Here is a 14,526-nt window from a genome sequence, read left to right as displayed (position 1 = left end):
CCCCAACAACTTCAAGCGTTTGGTCACAAACTCAGCAGAATGACGGCTCTATTCAAAAACTTATTATCGCTGCGTGGAATTGAATATCTGACGCTCAATCAGCAGCTAGAAATCGTAGAAACCTCGATCGACGTTCATCAATACGCAGACACCTCAGATGGATTTGTCCCCGGAAAGCATTGTTGTCTGGGGTTGCCAGAGTTGTTTGGGGTCGAAGCTGATCTAGAGTCCGTCATACAAGGACAGCGATCGGACTTTCGCCTTAGTGCGATCGCTCGTGCTTTGCCAGATGGTTCTCATCGTTACTTTGACCTCTACGCCCTCAAGCATGACGAAGGTGACTGCAACCGTTCGCTGATTCTTTTTTTAGAAGACGTTTCTGAACGCATGACGCTCGAACAAAGTCTGGTGCAGGGCGCTAACGAAATGAGCCTGCTTCTTGGCGCATTAGAAACCTCTAAAAAATATGTCGATAAAATCATCACGTCGATGGCGGACGCGCTAATCGTCACCACTTCGCTAGGAATCATCAAAACCGTCAATCAAGCGACTCAAGAACTGCTGGAATACGATCGCCAAGACCTCATTCACCAGCCGCTCTCCCTGATCATTGCCGACCCAAACTTTATGCCTCAAGCCATTCAGCCGTCGGTGGCTTTTCAGGGCAGAGTCTTGAGAGATGTTGAAGTGGTCTGTCGAACCAAAACGGGAGAGAAGCGATCGATTGCTTTTTCTTGCTCAATGATCCAGACCGGACTCGATCAAACCACAGACTTTATCTACATCGGTCGAGATGTCACCGAGCAGCAGCGTACTCAGCAGCGGTTGATGGCTCAGTATACGACCAGCGGCATTCTCTCCAGATCCCCAACGCTGACGACGGCCGTTGCAAAACTCTTGCCCGCGATTTGTCAAAGCCTGGAATGGGACATCGTTGAACTGTGGATGCCTCAAGAACAAGTCACCGAAGAACTGCCCTTTTTGCCAGAAGAATTTCCGCGCTGTTCTGCTTTGGGTTTGCACTGTGTAGAAATCTGGTCTAGACCCTTGAGCGGCGCTCTAAAATATGTGAAAGCCATGCGCGAGACCACCTTTACCTTCGGCTCAGGGCTGCCCGGACAAATCTGGAAAGACCAATCTCCCCTGTGGATCTCAGATGTAGCTCAGGCAGATTTTTTGCCCTCGACGATCTCTTCGAGTTACCCGCAAGGGGTCGCCGTCCAAGCCGGACTACACGCAGCTTTCGGCGTTCCAATTTACAGCAACAACGAAGTTTTGGGCGTGGTGACATTTTTGAGCCGCGAGGTCAGACAGCCCGACCCTGCCTTGATTCAGACTTTGATGGTAATTGGCAATCAGTTGGGTGAATTTATCCAGCGCAAACGAGCCGAAATCGCCCTTTCTGATCAGCAGCGCCAGACTGAGCATCTCTTGTGCAATGTGCTGCCCCGATCGATTGTCGATCGTCTCAAACAAGAACAAATCAAACTCGAACAACCGGGCAATCAATGGAGCGGTATCGCCGAACAGTTTGATGAGACAACGGTTTTGTTTGCAGATCTGGTGGGGTTTACACAGTTGACAGTCAGCCTTTCGCCGATCGAATTGGTCAGCTTGCTCAACGAAATCTTTTCGGCATTTGATCACTTAAGCGATCGCTATGGGTTAGAAAAAATCAAAACGATCGGGGATGCTTACATGGTCGTAGGCGGTGTGCCCAATCGACGCAAGGATCACGCTCAGGCGATCGCAGAAATGGCGTTAGAAATGCAAGCAGCCCTGGCTCAATTTAATCTCAAGAACCACAAAGAGTTTAGAATGCGGATTGGAATTCACAGTGGCTCGGTCGTCGCAGGCGTGATTGGGGTTAAAAAATTTATTTACGATCTGTGGGGTGACACTGTGAACACTGCAAATCGCATGGAGTCTCACGGATTAACCGGACAAATCCAAGTTTCGGCAACCACGTATCAATTACTAAAGCATCAGTATCACTTCACCAAAAGAGGTGCCGTCTCTATCAAAAGCAAAGGAGAAATGAAGACCTATCTCCTCACAGGTCGGCAAATTTTCTGATCGTGTAACGTGAAGTTATGTAAAAGGATGAGATGTTGGTAGAATCATAAAACTTTCTTGGACGGAGCTTTAGTGCTTTCAGGAGGGCAGTCTTTTCCATTTACAAAAACAAATAATATTACAAAAACAAATAATAACCGATCTGATACTTCCATTCCTCTGCACCGCACCATGTCTAGAATTTCTGATCGATCGCCTTGGCACGGATCAAACGTCGCGCTCTCGAAGAGATATCTGCTGACGCAGATGGCCTGCCTGCTATTGGGCGGATTGTTGATTTTGCCTCCTCAAAGCGTTTTGGCACAAGCGTCTAATCTAAACGCTACCCAGTCAGACCTCAATGATTTGCTGCAACAGGGGCGTGACTTGTTAGACGGAGGCAACCTGGCAGAAGCCCTGGCAATCTATCAGAGAGCCGCCGCGATCGACGAAAAAAATCCCCGAATCTTTTCTGGAATCGGCTACATCCAAGCCCAAAAAGGCAACTTTCAGGCAGCGGTGCAGGCTTATCAGCAAGCGATCGTGCTTGATCCGAGCAATCCTGATTTTGAGTACGCCCTCGCCTTTAGTCTGGCTAATTTAGGAGACGATGCCGCCGCCACGACCGCTTATCGTCGAGCTACTCAGCTTGCTCCCAAAAATCTCAATGCTCATCTGGGTTTAGGAGCCGTTCTACTGCGTCAGGGTCAATACGACAAAGCGATCGAAACCTATCGACGAGTCATCTCTCTCGATCCCAAAAATGCTCAGGCTCAAGCTTCGATCGGGTTCATGCTGCTTCAACAAGATCAGCCCAAACAAGCGATCGCTGCCTTAAATCGCGCCGTTGAGCTTGATCCTCGCAACAGCAACGCTCAAATTGGATTAGGGATGGCCTGGTTGAGTCAGGGCGATCGACCTGCGGCACTAGCAGCTTTTAATCGAGCTATCAAACGCGATCCCACCAACGGCAAGCTGCACCTTCAAGTCGGCAAAATCTTGCAGCAAACGGGCGATATCCAGGGCGCTCTGTCTTCTTATCAACGGGCGGTCAATGTCAGTCCCAAACTGGTGGATGCTCAAGTCGCTTTAGGAGAGTTGGCACTAGAGCAGCAGGAATACATGCGGGCAATTTTGGTTTATCGAGAAGTCATTGAGCTTGAGCCACAAAATCCTCGTGCGTACTTTCAATTAGGAACGGCGCTCCGGGCCCGCAATCGATCCTCTGAGGCAATCTCTGCTTTTGAGCAGGCCCGCTCTCTCTATCAGCAACAGGGCAAGTCCGAAGAAGTCAGTCAAGTAGAGAAGGTGCTCAAAGAGTTGAAGTGAGCCGTTTTTTGGCATGGATTCAATCTTCTCACCGTAACCAGTTACCTACGCTTCTCGTTGTCGAAGAATAAAGTCAGCGATCGCCAAATCCATCGGAGTCGTCACTTTCAAATTGGCTTCTTCGCCTTCAACAATTTGTACGGGCAAGCCACATTTCTCAAACAGGGCTGCGTCGTCTGTCACTTCCCATCCATGCTCACGGCCCTCAGCATGGCACTTCTTAAGTAGCGGGACTGAGAAGCCTTGAGGCGTTTGGGCGGCCCAGAGTTGACTGCGATCGGGCGTACTTTTGACCACGCGATCAGCATCGACGACCTTAATCGTGTCTTTCACGGGAACCGCCGCCACAAATCCCGAACAGGTCAGCAGAGCTTGAGAACAGCGATCAAGCAAATCCGGGGTTGCCAGACATCTCGCCCCATCATGAATCAACACCTGATCTGCATCGGGGGGAAGTGCCTGTAAGCCGTGATACACCGATTCTTGCCGGGTTGCGCCTCCTTGAATGAATTGCACAGATTTGGTGAGCGCCAAGGATGCGATAATCTGCTTAAACGCTTCCCAGTCGTCGGGTTGACCGATTATGCCAATCCAGCGAATCGAGTCGGCAGCTTCTGCGGCAATCAGCGTCCAAGCGATCAGAGGCTTGCCCCGAAGTTGCAGCAGTAGTTTGTTGCGAGGGGGTTTGCCCTGACTTTGCCACGCGCTGCCCATGCGTCGCCCTGATCCGGCTGCGGGAATGAGTAAATACACGAAAATGCCTCAAATTAGAAAGAGAAAAAAGATCAATTGGTCACGTTCGGATGAGTTTAATCGATCTACATTCGGTAGTGTCACGAATTATTCGCGATGGACTAGAGAATAAAAATTGAGTCCCTCTAGGCAAGGGTTTCAGAAAGCCCAAATCAGGAGCGCGAATAATTCAAGACACTAACTCAAATTCACATAGAATAGTGAGCGGACAGCGCTTAAAGAAATGTTATGAGAATCCTTGCTCTAGTTCCTGGCGGAATTGGCGATCAAATTCTATTCTTCCCGACGATCGAAGATCTCAAAAAGGCGTATCCTGATGCCCAGATCGATGTAGTGGTTGAGCCGAGAGCGAAAGGCGCTTATCGAGTTTCTAAGTCTGTCAACGATACGATTTTGTTTGACTTTAAAGGCAGCAACAGCCTCGCTGATTTTGGCAATCTGTTGGGAGTGATTCGCGATCGCGAGTACGATCTGGCGCTAACACTAGGACAGCGGGGATCGGTGGGATTTTTGCTGTGGTTGAGTGGCGTTCCGACGCGGATTGGCTACGGGTCGGGGTCAACGTCGAAGCTGTTTTTGACGAAGACCATTCCGCTTAACTCGGATCAGTATGCGGCGACGATGTACCATGACCTGCTCAAAGGCTTGGGGATCAATACGCCAACGCCAGAATTATCGGTGAGTGTGCCGACCAAAGATTTGGAGTGGGCAGACGGTGAGCGCAAGCGGTTGGGCATTCAAGACGGTCGCTATGTGGTGATTCACGGCGGCGCGAGTGAGCTTTCTCAACAGAAAGGCATCGACAAACTTTATCCCGTCGAAAGCTGGCAAGCGATTATTCGGGATTTTCAGCAACGTCAACCAGAATTACCGATCGTCCTGATCAAAGGCCCGGATGATGGGGCGATCGTCGGCGCTCTGACCCAAACCCTTCCCAAACTCAAAGTCACGTCACCCGACAATATTGGCAAACTGGTAGCGATGATTGCGGGAGCGAGTCTGATGCTCTGTACTGATAGCGCTCCGATGCATTTAGCGATCGCCGCTCAAACTTACACGTTGGCATTATTTGGGCCGACTGATCCCGACAAACTGCTGCCCAAGAGTGAACGAGTTTTAGGCATTAAGTCCCCGACCGGGAAGATGGCAGATCTCTCACCGCAAACGATTCTCGATCGCGTGTGGAATGGCTAGTTGAGATGGAACCTGACCCCCATCAGCGCTATCCGATCGCTCATCAACCGCGCATCTGTTTCCTCAAAAATTGTGTGACCTCGCCCAACATTATTGTGGGTGACTTTTCGTATTATGACGATCCGATCGACCCCCAGGATTTTGAGCGAAACGTTCTCTACAACTATGGCAGCGATCGACTGATCATCGGTAAGTTTTGCGCCATTGCGACAAATGTTAAGTTCATCATGAATGGCGCAAACCACAAACTAGACGGCATTTCCACGTATCCATTTCCCATTTTTGGCGGAGACTGGGAAGCCGAAATGTCTAAGCTAATGGATCTGCCCAGTCGAGGCGATACGATAGTCGGAAACGACGTGTGGATTGGCTATGAATCGCTGATCATGCCAGGAGTACAGATTGGAGATGGGGCGGTGATTGCTGCGAAGTCGGTTGTGGTAAAGGACGTTCCGCCTTATACGATCGCGGGGGGAAATCCTGCTCGTGTGCTCAAACTGCGGTTTAGTGAGGCTGAGATTGCCCAACTTTTAGAAATTCAATGGTGGAATTGGGCGATTAACAAGATCACCCGCAACATTGGTTTGATTATGGACACTGACCTTCGAGCGCTGAGAAATGCTGAGTAGAAGAATTATCAGATCTCCGGTTCCCTTGAGTGCGATCGAGTCCCGTTTTGATCACTCCAGACTCGATCAACATTTAACAAATTCTGAATCTGACAAGCAAAGGAACCTCCGTCTTTTACGCTTCTTCCCTCATCAGCTTTTGCAGCGACAATCGAGAAGCCTGCGCCACACTGGGGTTGCTGTCTTTTTCTAAATATTTGAGGGCTGAAATACTCTTTTCGCTGGGCATGTGGCTCAACGCTTCGGCCAATCTCTGGCGCACCAGCCAATCGTCGGACTGAGCAAATCTCAACACCTGATCGACCGCATCGACCGCTTTGATTTCACCAAGAGCCGCGATCGCCGCCTGTTGTAGCACGACTTCTTCACTATCCAGGGCGCGAACCAGCACATCTCTGGCGCGAGGATCTTTGAGATTGCCCAACGCGACGGCCGCACTAAATCGCACCAGCCAATCCGTGTCTTCGTAAAAGGCGCGAACTAACGGCTCAAAAGCCCGAATGTCTTCTAGATACCCCAGCGCACCCGCCGCATCTGCACGAATTCCATAGTCTTTCTCATTTTCCAACAGGTGAATCAAAATCGGATAGCATTCGTCGGTTTGCTTGAGTCCCAGTGCAAAGACCGCCATCGATCGAATCTGTAAGCTCTCGTCATTCAACACTTTTTTGATCAACGGCACCGCTTCTTCGGCAGGAATATGTCGCAGAGATGCTAAAGCAATCATGCGATCGCGCGAACTTTCACTGTCAAGCTGGCTCGAAATTTCGTCGATGCTAAGACTCATAATTTTTACAAAACTTTATATTGCTCTCCTATTGTAGAAGCTAGACCAACACTCGAACATTAAAAATATCTCAATTCGACTCCGTGGGGGTCACTCGAAGAGAGTGAGGTCTTCCGCTGCGTTATTTGTCCTTCTGCCCCTAATTCTGAAGGACTTTAAGACAAGATTTCTAACCCAAAATTTTTTACAACCTTGGTTAAATCCAGCCTCTTAGCCAATAGACGGCAATACCTACATATTCTTTGAGCGCTCTGGTGGTGCGTCGGAGTTGCTCGGCATCGGGTAGCGTGTTAAGCGTGTTTAACTCCAGACTGGCTCTGGCTTCTGGCTTGTCAAGCTGTAGGGCAGTAAAGTCGGCTGGAGCGGCGATCGCAGTTACGCCGACCCTTTTGAAAATTAATAGCGATCGGGGCATGTGCAATGCAGAAGTGACTAACAAAATTTGTCGAATCTTTTGCGCGTCCATGATCTGTTTTACATTCACAGCATTCTCGCGCGTGTTGAGCGAAGTGGGGTCTTCGAGTATTGCTGATTTGGGTACACCCATCGCTTCTAATAGGGTTGCCATATCGGATGATTCGGCGTTGACTCCACGATTCCACTCAAGGCGGCCACCGCTGAGAATCAAACGGGGTGCTTTGCCCTCGCGGTACAGTTTTGCAGCGTAGAGAACGCGATCGCCTTCTTCTCGAATTTCGACCCAGGGACGCGGGGGAACTTGCGACTCGGTTGCGCCACCCAGGACGACGATCGCCTCTGCTTTGGGCACTTCACCCGATGGAATATTTTGAAATTCGAGCGATCGTACTAGCCAATCACTGACCCAGGCGCTACTGCTGACGAGAAGAATGATCAAGGTGAGGGCGATCGTAAAGGCGGCTAATCTCGGTCGCTTCCACACCAAAACAAAGGCCACAATCAGCAACAAACAACTCAACCCCAATGGATAGAAAAATAAAGGCAGCAGTTTAGACAGAAATAAAAACATGAATCAAAAAGTAAGGGTGCTCGTCTTATTTCTTCAATAGCTGACTGATAGAAACCGAAATATCTGGGAATGAAATAGGCGTTATTTCTCCTTCGTTTAGCGTGATTTGAGATTGATAATTGCTGTCGATCGGTTCTCGAAAAACAATTAATTCCATCTTCTGCAAATTGACGACCCAATATTCAGAAATGCTCACTTTTGCATAAACTTTGCTCTTGATTTCTAGATCTTTTGCCAAACTAGAATTAGAGAATTCAATCAGCCAAAAAATGTTTTCTGGATAGGGATGATGATCGAAATAAATATCACCTAAAGGTTGAACGATCGCAATGTCGGGTTCGGGTTCTGAATTGCCTGGTAATGTGATGGGTTTGTCTACTCGAATGTGGGCGCGACCTCGCAATAACTCTCTCAAATAGTCAGCCGACCGAGTGCTGAGGTGGGCATGGGGTTCTCCTTCGGGCGACATTTCTGTGATTTCTCCGTTGAGTAATTCGACGTGGCGATCGTCCAAAATGCCCGCTTCGATCATCTTGTGATAGTCGTCAATTGTCCATTTTGCAGTGATGATAGTCATTGGTCGATCGCCCTCCGATTACTTGGCTAATGCTTGCTCGATCGCACTCGTTAACTCTGAAGAATTGGGTGCCACACTGCTGCGATATCGAGCGATAACTTCACCTGTTTTGCTAATGAGAAATTTCTCAAAATTCCAACTCACATCGCCTGCGGGAATCACAGAATCCGTCAAGGTTTTGTAGAGTGGATGCTGATTGGTTCCCTTGGCGTGAACTTTGTCAAATAGCTCAAAGGTGACTCCATAGCTGCTATCGCAAAACTGCACAATTTCCTCATTGGTTCCGGGTTCTTGCGCTCCAAAATCGTTGCAGGGAAAGCCCAACACACGCAACCCTTTGTCTTTGTATTGTTGATTGAGTTGTTCTAGCCCTTTGTATTGAGGCGTATAGCCGCAGTAAGAAGCCACATTGACCACGAGCAAAACGTTTCCGGCGTAGTCTGCCAGCTTTTTGTCTGTGCCGTCGATCGTCTTCACTGTAATCTCAGAAACGCTGCTCATGAATTTTCACTCTGCTTTAGCGACTTCATTATCTACAAAATTCTGGATTCGCCGCCAAACTTGTTCTAGTAAATCGGGGCGATCGGCATCAAACCATTCAATTCTCGAATCTGCTCGAAACCAGGTGCGCTGACGTTTGGCAAATTGGCGCGTATGCAGAACGATCGCTTTCTGCGCTTCAGTGAGAGAAATCTCACCTCTAAGATACGATTTCATTTCACGATATCCGAGCGTATTCAATAGGGGCAAATCTTCGCCATACTTCTCGCACAGCGATCGCACTTCTGTTTCAAATCCCAACTCGATCATTTGGGCTGTGCGGTTGTGAATGCGACGATTGCCCGCTTCGACATCGACACAATCCAGCCCAATTTGCAGAATCGGGTACCTGGGCGGAGCCTCACCCTGCTGCTCAGAAATCGGGCGACCCGTCACATAAAACACTTCCAATGCTCGCAACGTTCGCACCTGATCGTTGGCATGAATCTTTTGAGCGGAAGCGGGATCGATCTGCTGTAAGAACTGATAAAGCTGAACCTGACCGAGAGATTGAAGCTGCGATCGCAATTCTGGCTGAGGCGAGACTCTGGGAATTTTGAGACCTTGAACGATCGACTTAATATAGAGTCCGGTGCCGCCGACTAGAAGTGAGGTGTGAGGCGTGAGGCGTGAGGCGTTTTTTGTAGAACCTTCTGGTTTGGAGAGGGGAAGTAAGAAACCAGGATGTTGCTCGATCGTTTGTCTTGCTTGCGTTTGATACTCTGCCAGGGTCAGCGTTTCGGTGGGGTCACAAACGTCAATGAGATGGTGGGGAACTTGTTTTTGCTCTGAGAGGGTTGGTTTTGCAGTTCCGATGTTAAACTCTCGATACACTTGACGAGAATCGGCGCTGACAATGGCTGAATTTAACCGTTGGGCGATCGCAAGCGCCAACCCAGATTTTCCTGTGGCGGTGGCTCCACAGATTACAATGAGATAGGGTACGTTTGTATTGGTTTGAGGGAGAGGGCGATCGTTTCCAAAATCTTTAGGCAAAATAGACTGATCCATCCCCATCATGAAATCCGCTTGAGATTGCTCATAAATCGCTTATAAGGCTTTTGTGCTAAAATTTTTATAGAATTTGTCCTCTGAATCATTAGAGAGTTTCAGACTGCCCAATGGAGCGCTTCACTTATGACAACTAATTACGGTGCTGATCAGATTCAAGTCCTCGAAGGTCTTGAGCCTGTTCGGAAGCGGCCCGGAATGTACATCGGAAGTACAGGCCCACGAGGACTTCACCACTTAGTTTACGAGGTTGTAGACAACTCAGTCGATGAGGCGCTGGCGGGCTACTGCAAAAATATCGAAGTCAGCCTCAATGCCGATGGTTCCGTCTCGGTCACAGACGATGGGCGCGGCATCCCGACCGACATTCACCCCCGCACGGGTAAGTCGGCCCTCGAAACGGTCATGACGATCCTCCACGCAGGCGGAAAGTTTGGCGGCGGTGGCTATAAAGTCTCTGGCGGCCTTCACGGCGTTGGGATTTCGGTTGTCAACGCCTTGTCTGAATGGGTCGAAGTCAGCGTTTGGCGTGAGAAAAAAGTTCATACTCAGCGCTTTGAACGCGGCATTGCGATCGGCACTCTAGAAGTCAAACCATCGCCAGACCCCGCTCGTACAGGCACCTCCGTTTCTTTTTTGCCTGATACCACGATTTTTGTAACGAGTATTGAGTTTGACTACTCGACGATCGCCGGCCGCCTCAGAGAGTTGGCCTACTTGAATGGTGGCGTGAGAATCACCTTTAGCGACAGCCGCCCCGACTCGCTCGAAGACGGTCAGCCACACGTCGAAACCTACTTCTACGAAGGCGGGATTCGCGAATACATCAGCTACATGAACCGCGACAAGCAGCCGCTCCACGAAGAAGTGATCTTTGTGCATGGCGAACGCAACAACGTTCAGGTTGAAGTCTCGCTGCAATGGTGCGTGGATGCTTACACCGATAATATTCTCGGCTTTGCCAATAACATTCGTACGATCGATGGCGGCACTCACTTAGAAGGGTTGAAAGCTGTTTTGACTCGGACGCTGAACGCGATCGCTCGTAAACGCAACAAAATCAAAGAAGGCGAATCCAATCTTGCTGGAGAAAACATTCGCGAAGGGTTGACGGGCGTGATTTCGGTCAAAGTCCCTGACCCCGAATTTGAAGGACAAACCAAGACAAAGCTGGGCAATACCGAAGTTCGAGGCATCGTCGATTCGCTGGTGGGCGAGGTGTTGACGGAGTATCTGGAGTTTCGTCCTGGCGTTGCGGATGCGATTCTCGAAAAGGCGATTCAGGCCTTTAATGCGGCAGAAGCGGCTCGTCGAGCTAGAGAATTAGTCCGACGTAAGTCTGTTTTAGAATCTTCGACGCTGCCCGGTAAGCTGGCGGATTGTGCGTCGCGTGACCCTGGCGAATCGGAAATCTTCATCGTGGAAGGTGATTCTGCGGGCGGTTGTTTTCGGGGAGATACACAGGTTGCTTTGGCAGATGGTCGTCATCTCAGCTTTGAAGAAATCGTGGCAGAACAGGCGATCGGTCGAGAGCATTTCTGCTACACCATTCGCAAAGATGGCTCGATCGGACTGGAGCAGATCATCAACCCGCGCATCACAAAACAGAATGCGACTGTCGTCAAGGTCACACTAGACAATGGTGAAGAAATTGTCTGTACGCCTGACCACCGCTTTATGTTACGAGATGGCACCTATAAGCCTGCCGCTGAGTTGACTTCTCACGATTCGCTAATGCCGCTCTACCGCAAGCTCTCCAGCACAGCCGAAAGCGGAATCACGATCGACGGCTACGAAATGGTCTGGAACCCCCGCAGCGACTCATGGCTATTTACCCACGTTTTAGCGGATTGGTATAACTGCTGGCAAGGGGTCTATTCCAAAGCTTCTGGAGATCATCGTCATCACCTTGATTTCAACAAACGCAACAACAATCCCTCCAACATCCAACGCTTATCTGCAACCGAGCATCTAGAACTGCATCGTCTTCAATTATCTAAAACACTGCATCGAGCCGATGTGGTTGAAAAGTGTCGATCAATTCATCAAGATGCGGCATTTCGCGTCAAGATGAGCGATCGCATGAAGCAGCCCAAAACACGCCAAATTCTTTCTGAGCAAGCAAAGGCGCAATGGCAAGATAAGACTTACAAAGCCTACATGATGGCGCAGTGGCAGACGTTCTACAACACAAACTCATTGTATCGTCAGCAAAACGCGGCTTATCTCAATCAGGCGAAGCGAGACTATTGGAGCGTTCAAGAAAACCGTTTAGCTCAATCAGAACGAGTTACTCAGTTCTTTGCACAACATCCTGAAGCACGAGAAATGCTGTCTCAGCAAGCAAAAACACAGTGGCAAGATGCCGATTTGCTGGCTTGGCGGCGACAAAAAACAAAAGAGCAATGGACACCTGAGTTTCGATCGCAGCGCAAACTTGCCTTGCAGCAGACCTATTATCAGAAAACCCTCAAGGTTCTCAAGCAAATTGAAGTTGAGCAAGGAACGACAGATTTGGAGGCTTATCGAGCTTACCGAATCCAAACCAGAGATAAGTCACTGCTGAAGTTTGAAACCTTTTGCGATCGCTATTTTGACGGTTCGCCGAGTCAAGCGCTGGAAGCAGTTTCAAACTATAATCATCGCGTTGTTTCAGTGGAGTCGTTGACTGAGCAGTTTGATGTCTATGACATTGAAGTGCCCCACACTCATAACTTTGCGTTGGCGAGTGGTGTCTTTGTTCATAACAGTGCCAAGCAAGGGCGCGATCGGCGTTTTCAGGCAATCTTGCCGCTGCGGGGTAAGATTCTCAACATTGAGAAAACGGACGATGCGAAAATTTACAAGAATACTGAAATTCAAGCGTTGATCACGGCGTTGGGATTGGGGATTAAAGGTGAAGAGTTTGACTCGTCTCAACTGCGCTATCACCGAATTGTAATCATGACTGATGCAGACGTAGATGGCGCACACATTCGCACGTTGCTGCTGACGTTCTTTTATCGCTATCAGCGGTTGATGGTTGATCAGGGCTTTGTGTATATCGCCTGTCCGCCGCTTTATAAATTAGAGCGAGGACGCAATCATTTCTATTGCTATAGCGATCGCGAGCTGCAACAGCGCATCTCCGAATTTCCCCAAAACGCCAACTACACGATTCAGCGATTTAAGGGACTGGGCGAAATGATGCCTCAGCAACTCTGGGATACGACCATGAATCCTGAAACCCGGACGCTAAAACGAGTTGAGATCGAAGACGCTGCTGAAGCCGATCGCGTGTTTACGGTGCTGATGGGCGATCGAGTCGCTCCCCGTCGCGAGTTTATCGAAACCTATGGGCCGAAGATGAATCTGACCGATCTGGACATTTAAGCTACTGCCTGGTCGCCCGTAAGTTGCAATTTGTCACGCAAAAACTAAAAAATTGTCGCGCAATACTTGCAAATCACTCAGTCCAGTCAGGCTAAAAGTGTCTGTTAAACTCAGCACCAAATCTAGCCATAACCGCACCTGACCCCAGTACTGGTTGAGGTTCGCTGGTGGTTTCTTCTCTGTATGCGAAGTCTAGAACTGATGCTGAGTTTAAAATAGACAAAACGATTTGGCGGATGGATCACAGAGAGCATTTGGAGCGAAGCCAATCATGACACAGGCGCTTGAAAAACCAAGATTGTCAGAAGATAAGGTAGCCGTCTACTACGATCGCACCTGGGAACAATTCAAATGTATTCAAAAGGGCTTAGAAGGACACCCAGGTGTGCGGTTGAGCTTTTATGAAGGAGTGGTTGAAGTATTCATGCCAGGGCAACCGCACGAAATTTTCAAAAAAGTCATCGCGGCTCTCCTCGAAGCATTCTTTTTTGAGTGGGATATTCGGATCATTCCGACCGGCTCTGTTACCCAGGAGCAGGAAGGAGTGGCTTCTGCTCAGGCGGATGAATCCTACTGCTTTGGGGAAGCTAAATCCATCCCAGATCTTTCCATTGAGGTCATCTTTACAAGCGGTTCTGTCACAAAGTTAGAACGTTATCAAGCGTTAAGAGTACCTGAAGTTTGGCTTTGGAAGGATGGACTGCTCACCCTGTATCGGTTAGGAGAGAGCGGGTACACCCGAATTTACAAAAGCCAAATTCCCGAACTAGCAAATTTAGACATTGAGCTACTTTCTCGCTGTGTTTTAATTGGCGAAACAGACTGGCTAGAAGCTATGCGGACGTCTAAGAGTGCGATTTCAAGAGTCTAGTAGACAAAGCGTAGAGATAAATTGTGGTTCTAGAGAATTACAGATGCGCGATTCATTTAGTGATTTTGCAACTTAAGTACGAGGAAATTGCAGTTTAATGCGACTAAAAGAATCTAAGAGGATGTCTTAAAAGTCATCTCGCTGGTAGCAGAACGGGTTAGATCCCCCCTAGCACCCTTAAAAAGGGAGGAACCAGGTTTAAAATCCCCCTTTTGAGGGGGCGGCGGGGATCTCCGAGTCTCTATCTTCACAACAAAAGACCTTTAAAGCATCCTCTAAAACCTTGCATTCTCGTTCAAACATTTGCAGCCTATGTGCGATCTTATACTGCTCTAGAAACGCTCCCACAATCCCCTATTCTGAAAGAGTTTGAGCCAAAAATCTGGTCTTAAAGTTCTCTAGAATGGGGAGATTGGGGGC

12 protein-coding genes are annotated in these 14,526 nt (G+C 48.9%); 6 read left to right on the top strand and 6 right to left on the bottom strand.

Annotation, left to right across the window (positions count from 1 at the left end; all coding sequences use genetic code 11):
- Positions 1-39 precede the first annotated feature (39 nt).
- On the top strand, positions 40-2,076 hold the full coding sequence (locus ACKFKF_RS04195; RefSeq protein ID WP_446866522.1) for an adenylate/guanylate cyclase domain-containing protein: 2,037 nt from the start codon (positions 40-42) through the stop codon (positions 2,074-2,076).
- A gap of 171 nt (positions 2,077-2,247) precedes the next feature.
- Positions 2,248-3,384 (top strand): tetratricopeptide repeat protein, encoded by a 1,137-nt coding sequence (locus tag ACKFKF_RS04190; RefSeq protein ID WP_446856768.1) that lies wholly within the window; start codon positions 2,248-2,250, stop codon positions 3,382-3,384.
- A 45-nt stretch (positions 3,385-3,429) separates the two neighbouring features.
- Here the strand turns inward: ACKFKF_RS04190 and ispD are convergent, their stop codons facing one another.
- A complete protein-coding gene (gene ispD / locus ACKFKF_RS04185) occupies positions 3,430-4,137 on the bottom strand; it encodes a 2-C-methyl-D-erythritol 4-phosphate cytidylyltransferase (protein WP_446856769.1) in 708 nt (235 codons plus the stop codon).
- Between the two features lie 228 nt (positions 4,138-4,365).
- Here ispD and ACKFKF_RS04180 point away from each other — a divergent pair, with 228 nt between their 5' ends.
- Positions 4,366-5,331 carry a glycosyltransferase family 9 protein gene (locus tag ACKFKF_RS04180; RefSeq protein WP_446866521.1) on the top strand — a complete coding sequence of 322 codons (966 nt, stop codon included), beginning with the start codon at positions 4,366-4,368 and terminating at the stop codon, positions 5,329-5,331.
- Between the two features lie 5 nt (positions 5,332-5,336).
- Positions 5,337-5,960, top strand: coding sequence for a CatB-related O-acetyltransferase (locus tag ACKFKF_RS04175; protein WP_446866520.1), 624 nt, complete (start codon positions 5,337-5,339; stop codon positions 5,958-5,960).
- 115 nt (positions 5,961-6,075) lie between these two features.
- On the opposite strand, the gene ACKFKF_RS04170 is transcribed toward ACKFKF_RS04175, so the two are convergent.
- The 5 genes from ACKFKF_RS04170 to miaA form a co-directional block, all read right to left on the bottom strand.
- Complete coding sequence (locus tag ACKFKF_RS04170) at positions 6,076-6,747, bottom strand: HEAT repeat domain-containing protein (RefSeq protein WP_446856773.1); 672 nt, start codon at positions 6,745-6,747, stop codon at positions 6,076-6,078.
- Between the two features lie 196 nt (positions 6,748-6,943).
- Complete coding sequence (locus ACKFKF_RS04165) at positions 6,944-7,735, bottom strand: YdcF family protein (protein ID WP_446866519.1); 792 nt, start codon at positions 7,733-7,735, stop codon at positions 6,944-6,946.
- A gap of 25 nt (positions 7,736-7,760) precedes the next feature.
- A complete protein-coding gene (locus ACKFKF_RS04160; protein WP_446866518.1) occupies positions 7,761-8,312 on the bottom strand; it encodes a Uma2 family endonuclease in 552 nt (183 codons plus the stop codon).
- 18 nt (positions 8,313-8,330) lie between these two features.
- Complete coding sequence (locus ACKFKF_RS04155; protein WP_446866516.1) at positions 8,331-8,813, bottom strand: glutathione peroxidase; 483 nt, start codon at positions 8,811-8,813, stop codon at positions 8,331-8,333.
- 6 nt (positions 8,814-8,819) lie between these two features.
- Positions 8,820-9,863 (bottom strand): tRNA (adenosine(37)-N6)-dimethylallyltransferase MiaA, encoded by a 1,044-nt coding sequence (miaA, locus tag ACKFKF_RS04150; protein WP_446866515.1) that lies wholly within the window; start codon positions 9,861-9,863, stop codon positions 8,820-8,822.
- Between the two features lie 126 nt (positions 9,864-9,989).
- Here miaA and gyrB point away from each other — a divergent pair, with 126 nt between their 5' ends.
- Positions 9,990-13,235, top strand: coding sequence for a DNA topoisomerase (ATP-hydrolyzing) subunit B (gyrB, locus tag ACKFKF_RS04145; protein ID WP_446866514.1), 3,246 nt, complete (start codon positions 9,990-9,992; stop codon positions 13,233-13,235).
- A gap of 271 nt (positions 13,236-13,506) precedes the next feature.
- Positions 13,507-14,106, top strand: a complete 600-nt coding sequence (locus ACKFKF_RS04140; RefSeq protein ID WP_446866513.1) for a Uma2 family endonuclease — start codon at positions 13,507-13,509, stop codon at positions 14,104-14,106.
- The last annotated feature ends 420 nt before the right edge of the window (positions 14,107-14,526 follow it).

The organism is Phormidesmis sp. 146-12, assembly GCF_052939495.1.
Note: the sequence above shows the minus strand (reverse complement) of the source record. Positions and strands in the feature narration are given on the sequence as shown.

Bases quoted from the DNA above. Each gene is read 5' to 3' on its own strand.
- ACKFKF_RS04195 (WP_446866522.1), top strand. From the start codon at position 40: ATGACGGCTCTATTCAAAAACTTATTATCGCTGCGTGGAATTGAATAT.
- ACKFKF_RS04190 (WP_446856768.1), top strand. From the start codon at position 2,248: ATGTCTAGAATTTCTGATCGATCGCCTTGGCACGGATCAAACGTCGCG.
- ACKFKF_RS04180 (WP_446866521.1), top strand. From the start codon at position 4,366: ATGAGAATCCTTGCTCTAGTTCCTGGCGGAATTGGCGATCAAATTCTA.
- ACKFKF_RS04175 (WP_446866520.1), top strand. From the start codon at position 5,337: ATGGAACCTGACCCCCATCAGCGCTATCCGATCGCTCATCAACCGCGC.
- ACKFKF_RS04170 (WP_446856773.1), bottom strand. From the start codon at position 6,747: ATGAGTCTTAGCATCGACGAAATTTCGAGCCAGCTTGACAGTGAAAGT.
- ACKFKF_RS04165 (WP_446866519.1), bottom strand. From the start codon at position 7,735: ATGTTTTTATTTCTGTCTAAACTGCTGCCTTTATTTTTCTATCCATTG.
- ACKFKF_RS04160 (WP_446866518.1), bottom strand. From the start codon at position 8,312: ATGACTATCATCACTGCAAAATGGACAATTGACGACTATCACAAGATG.
- ACKFKF_RS04155 (WP_446866516.1), bottom strand. From the start codon at position 8,813: ATGAGCAGCGTTTCTGAGATTACAGTGAAGACGATCGACGGCACAGAC.
- miaA (WP_446866515.1), bottom strand. From the start codon at position 9,863: ATGGATCAGTCTATTTTGCCTAAAGATTTTGGAAACGATCGCCCTCTC.
- gyrB (WP_446866514.1), top strand. From the start codon at position 9,990: ATGACAACTAATTACGGTGCTGATCAGATTCAAGTCCTCGAAGGTCTT.
- ACKFKF_RS04140 (WP_446866513.1), top strand. From the start codon at position 13,507: ATGACACAGGCGCTTGAAAAACCAAGATTGTCAGAAGATAAGGTAGCC.